This is a genomic window from Streptosporangium sp. H13245, assembly GCF_055690525.1.
In genome coordinates, this window is the sequence record NZ_JBSZKT010000005.1 from 98,604 (window position 1) to 116,891 (window position 18,288).

Consider the following 18,288-nt stretch of genomic DNA (forward strand, 5'->3'; position numbering starts at 1 on the left):
TGCGAGCCTCGGGAGGCTCGGCGGCGTCGTCGTTCCTCCCCGTTTCCGGACCTCTGTGAACTTCATGACAACCTCGCGAGGGCGGGGAGGGCGGGAGAGAAGGAGGGGTTGGCCGCGCGGGCGCGGGCGGCGGAGCGCCCCGCCTCTCCGGCCATGTCCAGGGCGCGTTCGATCTCCGCGCGGTGGTGCAGCAGGAGGGCGTTGCGCCAGCCGGTGGCGGTGGCCCTCCTCGCGTACGGCAGGGCCTCGCGGCTGCGGCCGTCGCGGTGCAGGGCCCAGGCCAGGGCGTCGGCGGCGACCACGTTGGGGTTGCGGGCGTACTCGGCCCGCGCGTGCGTGACGGCCAGTGCCGGAGAGCCGTGGTCGGCCTCGTACTCGGCCCAGGTCAGGTCGTCCCGCACCCCGGCCTCCCGCGTCAGGCTCCGCTGTGCCCGCAGCAGGGCCCACTGCTCGGAGGGGTCCCTGCCCGCGGCGGTCAGCACCTCGGCGTACTCGACCACGTACTGGGCCAGGGGCAGCCGCGCGACCACGGTGGCGTAGCGGTCGATCGCCTCGGCCGTGCGCCCGCCGAGCGCGGCGGCCCGCGCGCTCCCCGCGAGGGCGGGGACGAAGGCGGGGTCGGCCTTCAGCGCGAGCCGGTACTGTTCGGCGGCGCCGCGCAGGTCACCGGAGTGCAGGGCCAGTTCGCCCAGGTAGTGGCGGCAGTAGGCGACGTCGGCGGGGGAGAAGGCGTCGGAGAGCGCGTGTTCCAGCATCCGGCGGGCCGCCGTCCGGTCGCCCCTGAGTTCGGCGTCGTAGGAGGCCCGGGTGAAGGCCGCGACGCCGGGGCGGAGTTCCATAATCCTGTCGACGGCCCGCCTCGCCTCCCCGTACCGGCCGAGCTGGGTGTAGGCGTCGGCCAGTACCGCCTGGGCGCCCTGGCCGTAGGGGTTGGCGGCGGCCGAGGCACGGGCCAGCCGTACGGCCTCGGCGAACTCGTGGCGCCCGGCGGCGAGCGCGGCCAGGCCGGTGAGCACCTCCGGGTCGCCGGGGCTCAGCGCGGTGGCCCTGGCCAGCGCCGCCTCGGCGCGCGGGTAGTGGGACGGGTCGGCGGTGAGGCGCGCCCGCTGGATGTGGGCCGCGCCGAGCCGCGCCCAGGCGAGGTGGTCGGCGGGCAGTCGCCGGAGCCGGTCGTTCAGCGCCTCGATCGCGTCGTCGAGGGAGACGGCGGAGGCGGGCGTCTCGGTGAGGTCCACCCGGGCCGCGACGGGCGCGGGCGCGGGGGCGGGCCGGTCGCCGGGGATCAGCGCCGCTCCGAGGGTGAGCGCCGAGGCCAGGCCGAGCACGGCCGCCGCCGTACGGGCTTTCGCGGAAGTCTTCATGGTCAGCACCCCTCTGGTCGGCGCGGAAGCACGTGGGAGCACGCGGAGGCATGCGGGAGCGCGGGTGCGCGGTCGCGCGGGGCCGGGGGAGAGCCCGGCCCCGCGCTCCACGTCAGCTCGCGTTCACCGACGTGTTGCCCGGCAGCGGGAGGTACGGGAACACCGTGTCGAACGGCTTGTCGTTGGCGTCCACCTTGTCGCCCGAGGCCAGCGCGTCGACGAGCTTGCCGGTCTGCGCGGCGCCCGCCATCGCCTGGAGGGCGATGTCGATCACGTCGTCGCCGAGGCGGCGGCCGTTCGGGAAGCCCTGCAGGTCTCCGGCGAGCACGCCGAGCCTGTTCGGGGTCGCCGAGGGCGGGACCGCCATGTTCAGCCGCAGCATCTCCGACGGGCGCAGCTTCCCGGCGTCCTTGTTGAGGCTCTGCGAGTTGAGGTCGGCCTTGATCGGGCCGTTCTCCTTGGCGATACCGGTGAGGAAGATCTCGACCAGGTCGTTGCGGGGCGTCTTCGGCGCCTTGAGGCCGTAGATGGCCTCCAGGAGCTTGGGCACCTCGGGTTCGGTGACACGCTTGACGACGGCGGGGATCCCGGCGTCCTGGTCCGGCGGCAGGGCGTTGAAGGCGTCCTTCAGCCCGGCCGGGACCACGACCTCGTTGACCAGCGGCTGGCCCAGGCGGGAGACCTGGACGTAGCCCTTCGGGCTCCACTTGTCGACGGTGGACCAGACGCCGACGACGGGGTTGCGCTTCGGGTCGCCGCGCAGCGCGATCTCGTCCTTGGGCAGCTGGAGCGCGAGGCTGTGCACGTTGTAGCCCTTGAGCGTGTCCTGGCCGACCTCGGACAGGTCGCCGCCGTACAGCAGGTCGAAGACCCGCAGGTCGGCGAAGAACGCCTCGTCCGACTGCCCGGCGAAGACCCTGCCGCCGCCGGGCAGGCTCTTGACGGCCTGGGCGCGCAGCTTGCCGTAGTCGGGGACGGAGGCGGGGCCGGTGTTGCTCGGCGCCACCACACCGTTCGCGACCAGGGTCCTGGTGCCGTGGGCGGTGCTCCTGGTGAGCTTGTAGCGCTGCCTGAACAGCAGGTTCTTGTCGTTCAGCGAGGTGATCGGGCCGTTGTTGTACAGGAAGGTGCCGTTGCCGCGCCGGTCCTCGTTGCGGAACGTCCACTGGTAGACGACGTCGGGCCTGGCGTCGCCATTGCTGTCGATCTTGATGTTGTAGCGGGAGTTGGTGTCGAACTGGTAGAAGTTCGGCCCGCCGTTCGGCTCCTCGAACGGGATGAAGTTGGCCAGCAGCGTGACGGTGTCGGGCTTGTCGGGGCTGACGAACGCGTACACGTCGGTGTTGTCGTTGCGGGGGTCGCCCGCGATCATCGGTGCCTCGCGGTGCGAGGAGGCGGTACCGGTCTCGGCTCTGAGCAGGACGAACGAGGAAGCGGTCAACGCCCCTATGACGCCCATGCCGACCAGGGCGCGCCGGTTGATCCGGAGCTCCATGTCAGTTGGTCCTTTCGGCCGCCGGTCACGGTGTGACCGGCCGTGGGTACGGGGGTGTACGGGGGTACGGAAGGATCCGGCCGGATTCCTCGGTCCCCATTCGCCGCCGGGGCCTCCCCGGATTGGCGCCGGACGGGACGATTTCCCGGCACCTTTTCCACCGCTCTCCCATCGGCTTTCCCCGTCGCGTTCTCGTGGTCCCGCCGGGGTCCCCTCGCCGGGTCCCCGGCCCACGTACGGCCCCTTTAAGTCAACCTGTATTGACAGTGGTGATGGTGTCAACCTACATTGACGCCATCGCTTTCATCTCTAAACCAGGGCGAGACGCCCGAGATGGACTCGCGCGCGGTAGATAGGAAAAGCGGCCGGAGGCCGATCACATCGCTTCGGAGGGGGACACATTGGCGGGGGTCACATTGCCGGGGGACACGAAGGACGCGAAGGACACAGAAGACCCCGGGAGCACGGTGCCCGAGACCGCGTCCTGGCGGTTGCTGGTCGCGTACGTGCGCCCCCACCGAAGGGCTCTGCTGCTGGGCGGGGTGCTCAGCCTCGTCGGCTCGCTGGCCGGGCTGGCGATGCCGCTCCTGGCCAAGACGGTCATCGACGCCTTCGGCGAGCAGCGTTCCCTGCTCGGCCCGGTGCTCGGCCTGACCGCCGCCGTGCTCCTGGGCGCGGCCATCGGCGCGCTGGGCAGTTACGTGCTGGAGCGGATGGGTGAGGGCATCGTCTTCTCCGCCCGCCGTACCCTCGTCGACCGGATGCTGCGGCTGCGGGTGTCCGAGGTCGACCGGCTCAAGCCGGGCGACCTGATGTCCAGGGTGACCTCCGACACCACGCTGCTGCGGGCGGTGTTCACCAACGGCGTGGTCGAGACGGTCAGCTCACTGTTCATGCTCGTGGGCGCCGTGGTGATGATGGCGGTCATCGACGGGTTGCTGCTGCTCATCACGCTGGGAGTGCTGGTCGTGGTCGGCGGGCTCGTCAGCCTGATCATGCCCCGTATCCAGCGCGCCTCGATGCAGGCGCAGGTCGCGGTCGGCGAGATGGGCGCGGTTCTCGACCGGGTGCTCCAGGCGTTCCGTACGGTCAAGGCCAGCGGTGCCGAGGAGCGGGAGATCGCCGCGGTGGGCGAGGCGGCCCGCGAGGCGCGCGACCGGGGGATCGCCGTCGCCTGGCTGACCTCGATCGCCGGTGTCTCGGCGTGGGTCTCCGCGCAGCTGGCCTTCGTGGCCGTGCTCGGAGTGGGCGGCGCGCGGGTCTCCTCGGGCTCGCTGGAGGTCTCCTCGCTGATCGCCTTCCTGCTGTACCTGTTCTACCTGGTGGCCCCCATCGGCCAGCTGGTCCAGGGTTTCACGCAGGTGCAGAACGGCCTGGCCGCGGTGAAGCGGATCCGCGAGATCGAGGAGCTCCCCGCCGAGGGGGCGGACGGCGCGGTGTACGAGGTCGGCAGGGCCCCGGCCGGGGTCGTCTTCGAGGGTGTCGCCTTCCGGTACGGCGACGACAGGCCGGTCGTCCACGACGACGTCTCCTTCGAGGTGTCCGCGGGCGGGCTGACCGCCCTGGTGGGTCCCTCGGGGGCGGGCAAGTCCACGATCTTCGCCCTGCTGGAGCGGTTCTACGAGCAGCAGGCGGGGACGATCACGATCGACGGCCGCGACATCGCGGACTGGCCGCTCGCCGAGCTGCGCGCCTGCCTCGGCTACGTCGAGCAGGACGCGCCGGTGCTGGACGGCACGCTCAGGGAGAACCTCGTCTTCGCCGCGCCGGGGGTGGACGAGGCCGACATCTGGCGGGTGCTCGCCCGCACCCGCCTGGAGGACCTGGTCTCCCGGCTCCCCGAGGGGCTGGAGACCAGGGTCGGCCATCGGGGGATCATGCTCTCCGGCGGCGAGCGTCAGCGGGTCGCCATCGCCCGCGCCCTGCTGCGCAGCCCCAGGCTCCTGCTGCTGGACGAGGCCACCTCCCAGCTCGACGCGGTCAACGAGCTGCGGCTTCGCGAGGTGATCGCGGAGGTGGCGGCGGAGACGACCGTGCTGGTGATCGCCCACCGCCTCTCCACCGTGGCGGGGGCCGACCGGATCGTGGTGATGGAGGCGGGCCGGGTGCGGGCCGTGGGGACCCACGACGAGCTGCTCGCCGACGACGCGCTCTACCGCGAGCTGGCCGCCACCCAGTTCCTGCTGCCCACCTAACCTGTGGTCACCGGCTCGGTTGGGTAAATTCATATCGCTCATATAGCCATAATTCGGACAGCGGATCGGGAGATTGATTCGCTGTCCGGTGAACCGGGCATCCCCGCCTGTGCGGAGCCTCTCCTTCGCATCGGAGCGCCCATCGGGCGCGCGCCGCATTCGATCACCCGGTCCCGTCCGTGCGGGACGAGGATCCGGGCGTGACGATCGTTACGGCTACCACCAGGGGGTACCACGGGCGTGCTGCCCGCGGTACCCCCTTTTCCGGGTTGACCTGTAGCCTCCGGGTGACCAAATATGAATACGTTCATTCATTCCTGATGGGGAGGTCGGGCATGTCCGGCAGCCGGATCGTGCGCGCGCCGCGCGGTACCACGCTCACCGCCAAGGGGTGGCCGCAGGAGGCGGCGCTCCGCATGATCCAGAACAATCTCGATCCCGAGGTCGCCGAGCATCCGGAACAGCTCGTCGTCTACGGCGGCTCGGGCAAGGCCGCCCGCGACTGGCGCTCCTTCGACGCGATCACCCGTACCCTGACCACCCTGGAGGGCGACGAGACGCTGCTGGTGCAGTCGGGCCGCCCCGTCGGGGTGTTCCGCACCCACGAGTGGGCCCCCCGGGTGCTCATCGCCAACTCCAACCTGGTGCCCGACTGGGCCAACTGGGAGGAGTTCCGGCGCCTGGAGGCCGCCGGGCTGACCATGTACGGGCAGATGACGGCCGGTTCCTGGATCTACATCGGCACCCAGGGCATCCTCCAGGGCACCTACGAGACCTTCGGGGCCGTGGCCGCCAAGCGGTTCGGCGGCGACCTCGCCGGGACGATCACGCTGACCGCCGGGCTCGGCGGCATGGGCGGCGCCCAGCCGCTCGCGGTGACCATGAACGGCGGCGTGGTGATCTGCGTCGACTGCGACCCCAGGTCGATCGACCGGCGGATCGAGCACCGCTACCTGGACGTCCGCGCCGCCGACCTCGACGAGGCGCTGCGCCTGGCGTACGAGGCCCGTGACCAGCGCAGGCCGCTGAGCATCGGGGTCGAGGGCAACGCGGCCGAGGTCGTGCCCGAGCTGCTCCGCAGGGGCGCCGAGATCGACGTCGTCACCGACCAGACGTCCGCCCACGACCCGCTGATGTACCTGCCGGTCGGCGTGGCCTTCGAGGACATGGCCGACGAGCGCGAGAAGGACCCGGCGGGCTTCACCCGCAGGGCCCGCGAGTCCATGGCCGCCCACGTGGAGGCCATGGTCGGTTTCCAGGACGCCGGGGCCGAGGTCTTCGACTACGGCAACTCGATCCGGGGCGAGGCCCAGCTCGCGGGCTACACCCGCGCGTTCGACTTCCCCGGTTTCGTGCCCGCCTACATCCGGCCGCTGTTCTGCGAGGGCAAGGGCCCGTTCCGCTGGGCCGCGCTGTCCGGGGCCGCCTCCGACATCGCCAAGACCGACCGCGCGATCCTGGAGCTGTTCCCCGACAACGAGCCGCTCGCCCGGTGGATCCGGCTGGCCGGGGAGAAGGTCCACTTCCAGGGCCTGCCCGCCCGCATCTGCTGGCTCGGGTACGGTGAGCGCCACCTGGCCGGGGAGCGGTTCAACGACATGGTGGCCTCGGGGGAGATCGAGGCCCCGCTGGTGATCGGCCGCGACCACCTCGACTGCGGCAGCGTCGCGAGCCCGTACCGGGAGACCGAGGGCATGGCCGACGGCTCCGACGCGATCGCCGACTGGCCGCTGCTGAACGCCATGCTCAACGTCGCCTCCGGCGCCGCGTGGGTCTCCATCCACCACGGCGGCGGCGTCGGCATCGGCCGTTCCATCCACGCCGGGCAGGTCACCGTGGCCGACGGCACCAAACTCGGCGCCGAGAAGCTCAACCGGGTCCTCACCAACGACCCGGGCACGGGCGTCATCCGCCACGTCGACGCCGGGTACGACGAGGCCGTCACCGTGGCCGAGGAGCGGGGCGTCCGCGTCCCGATGCGCGAGTCCTGACGGGACCGTGTGCGAGTCCTGACGGGGATCGGTGCGCGAGTCCTGACGGACGACGGACCGACGCGCGAGTTCTGACGGCGCGCGCCGCGACCCGGGACACGCGGGTCCCAGGCGGCGCGTGCCGTGATCCGGGCGTGCGAGTCCTGACGGGGCGCGCTTCATGACCGGGTGCACGCGGCTTCGGAACGGGCGCGTCACGGTCCGGGGGCGTGCGGCTCCTGAGCGGGCGCGCGTCCCGGTCCGGATGTGCGGCTTCGGAGCCGGTGCGGGTCACGACCCGGGGCGCGGGGCTTTAGGAGCCGGTGCGGGTCACGGCCGGGGGCACGCGCCTCGCGGCCGAAGCGTACGGGTGGTCGATTCGCGTGCCGCGTCCTGATTCCGGTGCGCGAATCCTCCCGGCGCCGCTCGCTCCCGTCCCGCCGGGTGTAGAACGACAGCGGGGGCGGGACGGGGGAGGGGAATGCTCGTGGGTCTTCGAGCGGTTGGAGGGGGCGTGGGTGACGGACTGGATCGGCTTCTGGAGGGGCGGCGGCTGTCGCCCGTGCAGCGGCGGATCGCGCGCTACCTGGGCGACCACCTGTCCGAGGCCGTCTTCCTGTCGAGCGTGGAGCTGGCCGACCGGGCCGGGGTGAGCCAGCCGTCGGTGACGAGGTTCGCGATGGTGCTCGGTTTCGCGGGTTACCCCGAGCTGAGGCAGGCGCTGCGGCCCCTGGTCGTGGGCGGCAGGAGGCCGTCGCGGGCCAACGACCTGCAGACCGCGATCGATGTGGAGATCGACAACCTGCGGAGCGTGCGCGACGCGCTGAGCGACCCCTCCGACCTCGCGGAGCTGGGCGCCAACCTGGCGGGCTGCGAGCCCCTGCCGGTGCTCGGCCTGCGGGTGTCGAGCGGGCTGGCCACCACGTTCGCCTACTTCGCGCGCCGGATCCACCCCGACGTCCGCCTGCTGACCCACGGCGGCTCCGAGCTGGCCGACGGCCTGTACGCCGCGCGCCGGGCGGGAGCGGGCTGGCTGGTCGCGGTGGTCCTGCCCCGCTACCCGGCCGAGGCCGTACAGGCCCTGCGGGGGGCCCGCGACCTCGGCCTGCGTACGGCGGTGATCACCGATCGGCGGGACGTGCCCTTCGAGGCCGACGTGATCCTGGCCGCTCCCGTCGGGGAGCGGCTGGTCTTCGACTCGCACGCGGGACCGCTGGCGCTGGCGATGGTGCTGGTGGAGGCGATGGCCGACGCGGCGCCGCTGCGCACCCAGGCCCGGCTGGAGGAGTACGAGCGGATGATCGACCAGGCCGGGATCTTCACCGAGCAGCTCGACTGACGGCGCGGCGGGCGGCGCGGCACCCTAGCCCGCGAGCCGCTTCATCGAGCCGACCGACCAGCGCAGGCTGACCGCGGACAGGACCAGGATGAGGCCGAAGGCCAGCGGGATCGAGCCGTCGGAGAGGTCGCCGTCGAACAGCGCCCGCCCGGCCTCGACCGCGTGGTAGAGCGGGTTGAACTGCGCGACCGCCCGCATCCAGTCGGGGGCCAGCGACATGGGCAGCATGATGCCGGTGAGCAGGATCAGCGGCAGCGCGAAGAACTGCATGATCTGCGACATGCCGTTCTCGTCGCGCAGCGCCAGCGCCATGCCGTACGACAGGCCGGAGGCGAGCAGTCCGGTGGCGGCCATCAGCACCAGCATGAGCGCGAGCCCCGGCAGGCTGGCCCGCATGCCCATCAGCGTGGCGAGCGCGATCACCAGCAGGGCCTGGACGACCAGCACGATCATGTCGCGCAGGGCGCGGCCCAGCACGATCGCGGGACGCCAGACGGAGCTGACCGCGAGCCGTTCCAGGTAGCCGTTGCGGATCTCGTTGATCATGCCGAAGCCCACGAAGAGCGAGCCGAACAGGGCGATCATCATCATCACGCCGGGCGTGAACATCCGCAGCGTGTCGCCCATGGTGCCGCCCGCGGTGGTGTTGGCCACCAGCGGTGCGAAGAGCAGCAGGTACAGGACGGGCTGCATCAGGCCGAACAGCGACCAGACGGGGTTGCGCAGGGTGCCCCTGAGCTCGTAGCCCAGGAACAGCATCGTGTGTCGGAGCATGGGAGGTCCTTGTCGTTCAGGTCGCGTCGCGCAGGGAACGGCCGGTGTGGCGCAGGAACACGTCGTCGAGCGTGGCCCGGTCCAGGGAGATCGACCGGATCGGCAGCCCCCCGGCCTCCAGGGCGCGGAGCAGGGCGGGCAGGTTGTGCTCCCCGTCGTCGAGGTAGGCGCGCAGGACGCCGTCCTCCTCGCGGACCTCCCTGACGTACGGCTCGGCGTCGAGGAGCACCCGCGCCTCGGGGGCCCGGTCGAGGCGGAGCGTGACGACGTCGCCCGAGACCTCCTTCTTGAGATCGGCGGGGGTGCCCTCCGCGACGACGCGGCCGTGGTCGATGATGACCAGCCGGTCACAGAGCGCGTCGGCCTCCTCCAGGTAGTGGGTGGTCAGCAGCACGCTGGTGCCCCGCTCGCGCAGGGAGCGCACCTCGTCCCACAGGTTGGCCCGGTTCTGCGGGTCGAGGCCGGTGGTGGGCTCGTCGAGGAAGAACAGCGGCGGGTGGTTGACCAGGCCGACGGCGAGGGCGAACCTGCGCTTCTGGCCGCCGGACAGCGTCCGTACGGGACGGTCGGCGATCTCGGCGAGGTCGAAGGAGGCGAGGAGCTCCTCGCTGCGCGCCTTCGCCCGCGCGCGGGACATGCCGCCGATCCTGGCGGCGAGGATCAGGCCCTCGCGGCCGGGTGAGTTCTCGTCCACGCCGCCTCCCTGGCCGACGTAGCCGATCTTCTCCCGTACCCTGGCCGCCTCGGTGACCACGTCGTGGCCCGCCACCCGGGCGGTACCGGAGGTGGGGGTGACGAGGGTGGCGAGCATCCGGATCGTGGTGGTCTTCCCCGCGCCGTTGGGACCTAGGAAGGCGAAGATCTCGCCCTCGGCGACGGACAGGTCGACGCCCTTGACGGCCTCGACCTTCCGGGGGCCGTCCCTGCCGCGCCCGGTGGTGAAGGTCTTGCGCAGGTCGTGCGCTTCGATGATCATGACTCTCCGTGGTGGGGGGTGGGGTAAAGGTTCGGGGAACGGCGGCGGGGACTCAACCGGTTTTCCGGTTCGGTAATCTTCCACGCGCTCCGGGGCGGTTGCCACCCGCCGGTTGACGCTCGCTGGTTGAGGCTCACCGGTGGACGCTCGCTGGTCGACGCCCGTCGGTTGGCGCTCACTGGTCGATGCTCACCGGTTGACGCTCGTCGGTCGATGCCGAGGCTCAGGGGAGTTTTCCGGCTCTGACATCGGCGACGGACGCCTCGATCCAGTCGAGCTGTGCCTGGAACTGGCGGATGTTGAGCTGAAGGCACTCGTCGATGTGCCGGGGGGCTCCGTAGCCCTGCTTGCCACCCAGCGCGCGCCGCATCATCGAGATGGACGCCCGCAGCTGCTCCGCCCTCGCCTCCATGGCGTTGACCAGGTCGGCCGGGGGGAGACGGTCCATGAAGGTGAGCGCGACCTGGAAGGGGTCGACGATCGGCTTCACGAACCACCAGCTGTCCGTCAGCTGCCGCTGGAAGTCGGCGCGTCCCGTCTCGGTGATGCCGTACACCGTCCTGCCGCCCTTGCCCTGCTCGACGATCTCCAGCAGCCCCTCCTCGGCCATCTTGGCCAGGCCGTGGTAGATCGAGCCGTAGGCCACGTTGGCCCAGCTGTCGGCGCCCCACAGTTCGAGGCGGCGCCGTACCTCGTAGCCGTGCAGCGGGCCGTCGAGCAGCACGCCGAGCAGCAGGGTCCGGGTGGAAGACATATACAAGTTTGTATTCAAGTTTGAGTACAGTGTCAAGCATGCGAGAGATCAGGCGTGACGACGACGGTGCCCTCATGGGCTTCATCCGCCCGTCCGGCGAGGGCTGGGAGCCCCTGACCGTGTTCGGTTACCCGCTGGGGGAGCCGTCCTCCGAGGAGGAGGCGCTGGAGGTGGTCCACCGGTCCGGGCTGGAGGTGCTGATGCGGCCCTGGCTGTTCCTGGAGGGCGGGGAGTGGTACCGGTGCGTGATCGTGGAGGCGGCGGCCGACGCGGTCAGGATCCGGCCGAACGACTTCGGCTACCCGCGCGAGGACGTCCTCGCGATGACGCTGGAGCGTCCCGGGCCCGAGATGTTCCGCCCCGAGTAGGATGATCGACATGCCCGAACGCCCCGCCGCGCTGGTCACCGGCGCCTCCCGAGGGATCGGCGCCGCGATCGCCCGCGCCCTGGCTCCCACGTACGACCTGCTGCTCGGCGGCCGGGACACCGAGGCGCTGGCCGGGACGGTCTCCGCCCTGCCCGGCGCGCGGCCCTGGCCGGTGGAGCTCACCGCCGTCACGGAGGCCGACGTCGCGGGCGTCGACCGGCTCGACGTGCTGGTGCACAGCGCGGGCGTGGTGACCCTCGGACGTGTCGAGGAGACCCCGGCCGAGGTGTGGCGGCGCACGATGGAGGTCAACGTGATCGCGGTGGCCGAGCTGACCCGGTTGCTGCTGCCCGCGCTCCGCGCGGCGCGGGGCCACGTGGTGCTGATCAACTCCGGGGCGGGGCAGCGGGTCAACCCGGACTGGGTCTCCTACGCGGCCAGCAAGTACGCGCTGCGCGCCTTCGCCGACGGGCTCCGCCTGGAGGAGCCCCGGCTCCGGGTCACCACGATCTACCCGGGACGGGCCGCCACCGACATGCAGCGCGAGCTGCGGGCCGTCGAGGGCGGCCCCTACGAGCCGGAGAACTACCTCGACCCGGACTCGGTGGCCCGGGTGGTGGTGACGGCCCTGACCGCGTCCCCCGACGCCCACATCACCGAGATCACCGTCCGTCCCACCGGCGGACCCGCGAACTGAGAGCGGTACGGCGGGCCGAGGGCACACCGGGCTGAGCCGGACTGAGGGGCCGCGGGGTCTCGGGACGGAGGCGCGGCGGGGTGCCGGGGTGAAGACGCGGCGGGTCGAGAGGGCGGCGGGCTCGCCAATGAATGGGCTCATTCACATAATGGGAGGGTGTTCGACGAGATGTGGGGTGCCATAGAGCACCTCGGACGTGACGGCCGGACCCGGGGCTACCTGCGAGACGCGTGGTCGCCCGCGGATCTGGAACTCCGGCGGTGGTTCGGGCAGGAGGCAGCCAGGCGCGGCCTCGACCTGAGGGAGGACCGCAACGGCAACCTGTGGGCCTGGTGGGGTGACCCCTCGGCCCGGCCGGGCGTGGTCACCGGCAGCCATCTCGACTCGGTACGGCAGGGCGGCGCCTTCGACGGCCCCCTCGGAGTCGTGTCGGCCTTCGCCGCCCTCGACCTGCTGCGGGCCAGGGGTTTCCAGCCCGCACGCCCCCTGGGCATCGTCTGCTTCACCGACGAGGAGGGCGCCAGGTTCGGCGTCCCGTGCGTCGGCTCCCGCCTGCTGACCGGGATCCTCGACCCGGACAGGGCCCGCGCTCTGAAGGACGACGAGGGCGACTCGCTGGCCGAGGTGCTGCGCGGGGCGGGGCGCGACCCCGGCGGCCTGGGCCGGGACGAGGAGACCCTGCGGCACATCGGCGTCTTCGTCGAACTCCACGTCGAGCAGGGGCAGGACCTGGTGCACCGGGACGCCCGGGTCGGCGTCGCCTCGGCCATCTGGCCGCACGGCCGCTGGCGGTTCGACTTCCACGGCCAGGCCAACCACGCGGGCACCACCCGCCTGGCCGACCGTGACGACCCGATGCTGCCCTTCGCCCGTACCGTCCTGCACGCCCGTCAGGCCGCCGAGCGAGGCGGCGTGGTCGCCACCTTCGGCAAGACGCGTGTGTCGCCCAACAACGCCAACGCCGTCCCCGGCCTGGTCAGCGCCTGGCTGGACGCCAGGGGCGGCGACGAGGACGCGGTCAGGGCGCTGGTCGCCGAGCTGACCGAGTTCTCCGGCGCCGAGGTCACCGCCGAGTCGTGGACCCCGGTCGTCGACTTCGACGCGGTCCTGCGAGAGCGCGTCGCCGCCGCCGCCGGAAGCGCTGTCGCCACCGGGAACGCGGCCGGGAGTGCGATCGCTTCCGAGAACGCGGCCGGGAGCGCGGTCGCTACCGGGGGCGCGGCCGGGGGTGGGAGCGCGCCCGTCCTGCCGACCGGGGCCGGGCACGACGCGGGCATCCTCGCGTCCGCGGGTGTGCCGAGTGCGATGGTGTTCGTCCGCAACCCGACGGGCATCTCTCACTCTCCGGAGGAACACGCGGACAGAACCGACTGCCACGCCGGGGTCGCCGCCCTCGCCGCCGTTGTGGAGGACCTGTGCGGGAGCTGAGCTACTGGTGCGAGCTGGCCTGGCTGCCGCCGGGCGAGGTCGTCGCGGGGGTGCTCGTCAGGATCGAGGACACCCGGATCACCGAGATCGTCACCGGCGTGGCGACCCCGCCCGGCGGAGCCGTCCGGCTGGCCGGACTCACCCTTCCCGGCATGGCCAACGCGCACTCCCACGCCTTCCACCGCGCGCTGCGCGGGGTGACGCAGCGCGAGAAGGGCAGCTTCTGGACCTGGCGCGAGCAGATGTACGGCGTGGCGGGAACGCTCGACCCCGACTCCTATCTCAGGCTCGCCAGGGCCACGTACGCCGAGATGGCGCTGGCCGGGATCACCTGCGTGGGGGAGTTCCACTACCTGCACCACGGGCCCGGCGGCAGGCCGTACGACGACCCGAACGCGATGGGACACGCGCTCGTCCAGGCCGCGCGGGAGGCGGGGCTGCGCGTCGCGCTGCTGGACGCCTGCTACCTGACCGGTGGCGTCGGCACCCCGCTGAGCGGCGCGCAGCGGCGGTTCGGCGACGGGGACGCCGACGGGTGGGCCGCGCGGGCCGAGGCGCTCGTGGCCCGCTACCGGGACGAGCGGGACGTGGAGATCGGTGTGGCCGTGCACTCGGTCCGCGCGGTCAGGGCCGAGCAGATCCCCGTGGTCGCCGAGTTCTCCCGGCGCCACGCGGTCCCGCTGCACGCCCACGTCTCCGAGCAGCGCGCGGAGAACGCCGCCTGCGTGGAGGCCTACGCCGCGACCCCGGTCCAGCTGCTGGACGCGCACGGCGCGCTCGGCCCCCGCACGACCGCCGTACACGCCACCCACCTGTCGGATGTGGACGTCGCGCTGCTGGGGGCCTCCGGCACGCGCGTGTGCATGTGCCCGACGACCGAGCGCGACCTCGCCGACGGCATCGGACCGGCCAGGAGACTGTTCGAGGCGGGGGCGCCCATCACGCTCGGCTCGGACAGCCACGCGGTCATCGATCTGTTCGAGGAGGCCCGCGCGGTCGAGCTGGACGAGCGGCTGGCCACCGAGCGGCGCGGCCACTGGTCGGCCGCCGAACTCCTGAACGCCGCCACGGCCGCCGGACACGACTCGCTCGGCTTCGCCGACGCGGGCCTGCTCGTCCCCGGCGCGTGGGCGGACCTGGTGTCGGTGCGCCTCGACTCGGTCCGTACGGCCGGAGCCTCCCCGGCGCACCTGGCCGAGACCGTGGTCTTCGCCGCCACGGCCGCCGACGTGCACTCCGTGGTGTCGGGCGGGCGCCAGGTGGTCGTCGACGGCGGACACGTCCTCGGCGACGTGGGCACCATGCTCGCCGAGGCGGTCGCCGAGGCGCGAGAGGAGAAGTCGGCGTGACGAGCAAGGACCGGCCGATGAGAGGGGAAGTCGGTATGACGCGTGAGGACCGGCCGGTGAGAGAAGAGGTCGGTATGACGGGTGAGGACTGGCCGGTGAGAGGAGAGGTCGGTATGACGCGTGGGGACTGGCTGGTGAGAGGAGAGGTCGGTGTGACGAGCGAGGATCGGCCGGTGACGAGCACCCTTTTCGACCGCATCGGCCTGCTCTACACGGGCGACCCGGCGCGGGAGGAGATCGAGAACGCGGCGCTGGTCGTCGAGGACGGCGAGGTGGCATGGGTGGGACCCGCGGACGCGGCCCCGCCCGCCGACGAACGGGTGGACGTGGCCGGGCGCTGCGTCATCCCCGGCTTCGTCGACAGCCACGCCCACCTCGTCTTCGCGGGCGACCGCACGGCCGAGTTCGCCGCCCGCATGGCGGGCCGCCCGTACACGGCGGGAGGCATCCGTACGACGGTGGCGGCCACCCGCGCCGCCTCCGACGCCGAACTCGTGAGGCGCACCGCCACCCTGGTCACCGAGATGCTCGCCCAGGGGACGACCACGGTCGAGATCAAGAGCGGCTACGGCCTCACGGTCGGGGACGAGCACCGGTCACTGGAGATCGCGCGGGGGTTCACCGAGGAGACCACCTACCTGGGCGCGCACGTCGTACCCCCCGACGCCTCCTCGGCCGACGAGTACGTCCGCACCGTGACCGGGGAGATGCTGGAGGCCTGCGCGCCGCACGCCCGGTGGGTCGACGTGTTCTGCGAGCGCGGGGCCTTCGACGCCGACCAGAGCAGGGAGATCCTTCTCGCCGGGATGAAGGCGGGACTGCTGCCGAGGATCCACGCCAACCAGCTGGGCGAGGGGCCCGGGGTGCGGATCGCGGCCGAGGTGGGCGCGGCCTCCGCCGACCACTGCACCCACCTGACCGACGACGACGTCTCGGCGCTGTCGTCGTCGGGGGTGGTGGCCACCCTGCTGCCCGGCGCGGAGTTCTCCACCCGCTCGCCCTACCCGGACGCCCGCCGTCTGCTGGACGCCGGGGTGACGGTCGCGCTCGCCACCGACTGCAACCCGGGCTCCTCCTTCACCTCCTCCATGCCGTTCTGCGTGGCGCTGGCGGTGCGGGAGATGCGGATGACACCGCTGGAGGCGATCAGGGCCGCCACGTACGGCGGGGCCAGGGCGCTGCGCCGCGGGGACGTCGGCACGCTGCGGGTGGGGAGCCGAGGGGACCTGGTGATTCTCGACACACCCACGTACGTCCACCTCGCCTACCGGCCGGGGGTGCCGCTGGTGACCCAGGTGTGGAAGGAGGGGCGCCGCCTGGTTTGAGCCCCTTCGCGGGGGTTAGTCATGGGTCTTGACGTGGCGCGGGGAAACATCCTCCCTGAGGAGGAAATCCAAAACCATTCTCCAGGCGTACTTCTTGAGGGAATCTTTGCCCTGATCCATCCGTTGAAAAGACAAGCGATGTGTCTGCGCGCATGGGGCGTTGAGCGAGCGGGTGGACACGTCATAAGCAGGCGGAGCGAGGTGCCATCGGATGGCAAGGCCGACGGGGAATCGGACGCAGGATCAGCACGTCTCTGATCGAGACCTGCTCGGGACCTACCTGGCAGAGATCGGACGGGTGCCCCTGCTCACTGCGGAGGAAGAGGTCGAGCTCGCCAAGCGGATCGAGGCGGGTCTCTTCGCGGAGCAGTTGCTGGACGGTGGGTTGACGGAGCCGCGGATCGCGGACGCGGCCGATGAGGAGCTTGAACGACTGGCTGTTTCCGGACGGAGGGCCAAAGACGAATTCATCCAGGCCAATCTACGTCTTGTGGTGGCCGTCGCGCGCAAATACTCCGGGCGGGGAATGCCGTTGATCGATCTGGTCCAGGAGGGGAATCTGGGACTGGTCCGCGCGGTCGAGAAGTTCGACTATCGGCGCGGTTACAAGTTCTCGACATACGCCACGTGGTGGATCAGGCAGTCGGTGGGGCGCGCCATCCACGAGCAGGCCCGGCCGGTGCGCCTGCCCACCCACGCGGGCGAGCAGATGACCAGGCTGATGCGGGTCCGCCGCGACATGCTGGCCGAGTTCGACCAGGAGCCGACCGACGCCGACCTGGCGGCGGTGCTCGAACTCCCCATCGAGCGGGTCCGTGAGCTCCGCCGCTGGGCCTCCGACCCCGTCTCCCTGCAACTGGGCGTGGGCGACGAGGACGAGACCGAGCTCGGCGACATGATCGCCGACGACACGTGGGCCGACCCCGAGCAGCAGGCGATGGACATCCTGGAGCGCGAGCGCCTGGAGGAGTGGCTGACCGGGCTTGAGGGGCAGACCCGCGAGATGCTCCGCTGGCGCTACGGCCTGATGGACGGCCGCGAGCACACGCTGACCGAGGTCGGCGAGCGCTACGGCATCGGCCGCGACCGCGCCCGCCGGATCGAGCGCGACGCCCTGGCCCGACTGCGAAAGATGGCCACGGCCGCCTAGTCCCTACGATCCGGCACGGTTTCTACCTGGACCGTGCCGGATCGTTTTCGCTTCCACGGTGAATTCGCCACCACGGCGGTTCCCCGGCTGTTCGGGCCGTGGCGGGTTCCTCCGCGAGGGTCTCCTGCCGTTCACGCTGTGGCCGGTTCCATGGCTGTTCAGGTGTGGTGGGCTTCATCGCCGTTCAGGCTGTGACGGGTTTCGTCATCGTGGGAGCCTCATCGCCGTTCACGCGTGAGCCGGCTCCATGACTGTTCGGGCCGCGGCGGGTTCCTTCGCCGTTCACGCTGCGGTGGGCGGGTGCTCCGGACGGCCGTCTCAGTCGCTGTCCTGTGGTCCAGGCCTCCGGCCTGCGCGGGCGCGATGGTTGCGGGCTCTTTTCAAGCCGTCCGGAACACCCGCCCACCTCCGCTGCACATGCTCTCGCCGTACTGGGTGCGGACCGTAGCGGCTCTCTTTCCGGCCGCCCAGCGTTCTCCGCGCGGCTGAAGCGATCTGTACGGGCCCGTTCGGGGTGGGACGCCGTAGCTGAAGCGCCACCTCGGAAAGGAGCGCAGGGCGGGGTTACGGCGAGGTGAGGTCGAACTGCGCCCACACCACGTGGCCGACGGCCTGGGTGCCTCGATATCCGACTTTGGAGGCCAGGGCCGTCACGGTCAGGAGACCTCGGCCGTTCTCCTCGTCTCCGGCCGGAGATCGTTGCCGTCGGGTTTTGGGCGTTCCACCCCAACCACAGTCGTAGACGGCGACGCGGACGGTCGTGGTCTTGCGGATGACCTCGACGATGAAGGAGCCGTGAGCCTTCCCACTGGCGGTGTGGCGCAGCGCGTTGCTGACGAGTTCCGAGGCGACCAGCTCGGCGTCTTCGCGACAAGGGGAGTCGTCCAACAGGAAACGGACGAACTGGCGGGCCCGTGGTGCCTGATCGAGACGACCCAGGAAGGTCCGCCGCCAGGTCAGGCCGCCGGGGCGGATCGCCACCATCGCGTGGATCAGCTCGGGACGAGGCACGGCCGGTTCGTCGATCGTGGATGGTCGGTGAGCGAAGTCAGCCATTGAGGGTTCTCCGTTCGGCTCGACGAGATCGGGCGCTCATCTCCCACGACA

The 18,288-nt window shown here is 71.7% G+C and carries 15 protein-coding genes; 9 read left to right on the forward strand and 6 right to left on the reverse strand.

Annotated elements, in window-relative coordinates; all coding sequences use genetic code 11:
* Positions 1–62 precede the first annotated feature (62 nt).
* The gene (locus ACW9TB_RS12070) at positions 63–1,361 is read right to left on the reverse strand and encodes a tetratricopeptide repeat protein (RefSeq protein ID WP_472748062.1); all 1,299 of its coding nucleotides are present in this window, start codon (positions 1,359–1,361) and stop codon (positions 63–65) included.
* Positions 1,362–1,473: 112 nt separating this feature from the next.
* Positions 1,474–2,856 carry a DUF4331 domain-containing protein gene (locus ACW9TB_RS12075; RefSeq protein WP_472748063.1) on the reverse strand — a complete coding sequence of 461 codons (1,383 nt, stop codon included), beginning with the start codon at positions 2,854–2,856 and terminating at the stop codon, positions 1,474–1,476.
* Positions 2,857–3,323: 467 nt separating this feature from the next.
* On the opposite strand from ACW9TB_RS12075, the gene ACW9TB_RS12080 reads away from it, so the two are divergent.
* The 3 genes from ACW9TB_RS12080 to ACW9TB_RS12090 all read left to right on the forward strand — a co-directional run bounded on the left by ACW9TB_RS12080 (position 3,324) and on the right by ACW9TB_RS12090 (position 8,360).
* Positions 3,324–5,051, forward strand: coding sequence for an ABC transporter ATP-binding protein (locus ACW9TB_RS12080; protein WP_472748064.1), 1,728 nt, complete (start codon positions 3,324–3,326; stop codon positions 5,049–5,051).
* A 335-nt stretch (positions 5,052–5,386) separates the two neighbouring features.
* Entirely contained in the window at positions 5,387–7,042 is a 1,656-nt protein-coding gene (gene hutU, locus ACW9TB_RS12085) for a urocanate hydratase (protein ID WP_472748065.1), read from the forward strand.
* A 493-nt stretch (positions 7,043–7,535) separates the two neighbouring features.
* Positions 7,536–8,360 (forward strand): MurR/RpiR family transcriptional regulator, encoded by an 825-nt coding sequence (locus ACW9TB_RS12090; protein ID WP_472748066.1) that lies wholly within the window; start codon positions 7,536–7,538, stop codon positions 8,358–8,360.
* A gap of 24 nt (positions 8,361–8,384) precedes the next feature.
* Here ACW9TB_RS12090 and ACW9TB_RS12095 read toward each other — a convergent pair whose 3' ends face one another.
* The 3 genes from ACW9TB_RS12095 to ACW9TB_RS12105 all read right to left on the reverse strand — a co-directional run bounded on the left by ACW9TB_RS12095 (position 8,385) and on the right by ACW9TB_RS12105 (position 10,864).
* Positions 8,385–9,134 (reverse strand): ABC transporter permease, encoded by a 750-nt coding sequence (locus ACW9TB_RS12095; RefSeq protein WP_472748067.1) that lies wholly within the window; start codon positions 9,132–9,134, stop codon positions 8,385–8,387.
* Positions 9,135–9,150: 16 nt separating this feature from the next.
* Entirely contained in the window at positions 9,151–10,107 is a 957-nt protein-coding gene (locus tag ACW9TB_RS12100; protein WP_472748237.1) for an ATP-binding cassette domain-containing protein, read from the reverse strand.
* A gap of 226 nt (positions 10,108–10,333) precedes the next feature.
* The gene (locus tag ACW9TB_RS12105) at positions 10,334–10,864 is read right to left on the reverse strand and encodes a PadR family transcriptional regulator (RefSeq protein ID WP_472748068.1); all 531 of its coding nucleotides are present in this window, start codon (positions 10,862–10,864) and stop codon (positions 10,334–10,336) included.
* Between the two features lie 38 nt (positions 10,865–10,902).
* Between ACW9TB_RS12105 and ACW9TB_RS12110 the strand changes: the two genes are divergently transcribed.
* From ACW9TB_RS12110 to ACW9TB_RS12135, 6 genes are all read left to right on the forward strand, one after another.
* Entirely contained in the window at positions 10,903–11,232 is a 330-nt protein-coding gene (locus ACW9TB_RS12110; protein WP_472748069.1) for a hypothetical protein, read from the forward strand.
* A gap of 10 nt (positions 11,233–11,242) precedes the next feature.
* Positions 11,243–11,929: an SDR family oxidoreductase gene (locus ACW9TB_RS12115; RefSeq protein ID WP_472748070.1), complete on the forward strand. Its 687-nt coding sequence runs from the start codon at positions 11,243–11,245 to the stop codon at positions 11,927–11,929.
* Between the two features lie 168 nt (positions 11,930–12,097).
* Positions 12,098–13,357, forward strand: coding sequence for an allantoate amidohydrolase (locus tag ACW9TB_RS12120; protein WP_472748238.1), 1,260 nt, complete (start codon positions 12,098–12,100; stop codon positions 13,355–13,357).
* Entirely contained in the window at positions 13,345–14,706 is a 1,362-nt protein-coding gene (locus ACW9TB_RS12125) for a formimidoylglutamate deiminase (RefSeq protein WP_472748071.1), read from the forward strand. The genes ACW9TB_RS12120 and ACW9TB_RS12125 overlap by 13 nt, the downstream gene beginning before the upstream one ends.
* A gap of 173 nt (positions 14,707–14,879) precedes the next feature.
* Positions 14,880–16,031, forward strand: a complete 1,152-nt coding sequence (gene hutI / locus ACW9TB_RS12130) for an imidazolonepropionase (RefSeq protein WP_472748072.1) — start codon at positions 14,880–14,882, stop codon at positions 16,029–16,031.
* 211 nt (positions 16,032–16,242) lie between these two features.
* Positions 16,243–17,181 (forward strand): sigma-70 family RNA polymerase sigma factor, encoded by a 939-nt coding sequence (locus ACW9TB_RS12135; RefSeq protein WP_472748073.1) that lies wholly within the window; start codon positions 16,243–16,245, stop codon positions 17,179–17,181.
* A gap of 564 nt (positions 17,182–17,745) precedes the next feature.
* Here the strand turns inward: ACW9TB_RS12135 and ACW9TB_RS12140 are convergent.
* Positions 17,746–18,237 carry an ATP-binding protein gene (locus ACW9TB_RS12140; RefSeq protein ID WP_472748074.1) on the reverse strand — a complete coding sequence of 164 codons (492 nt, stop codon included), beginning with the start codon at positions 18,235–18,237 and terminating at the stop codon, positions 17,746–17,748.
* Between the last annotated feature and the right edge of the window lie 51 nt (positions 18,238–18,288).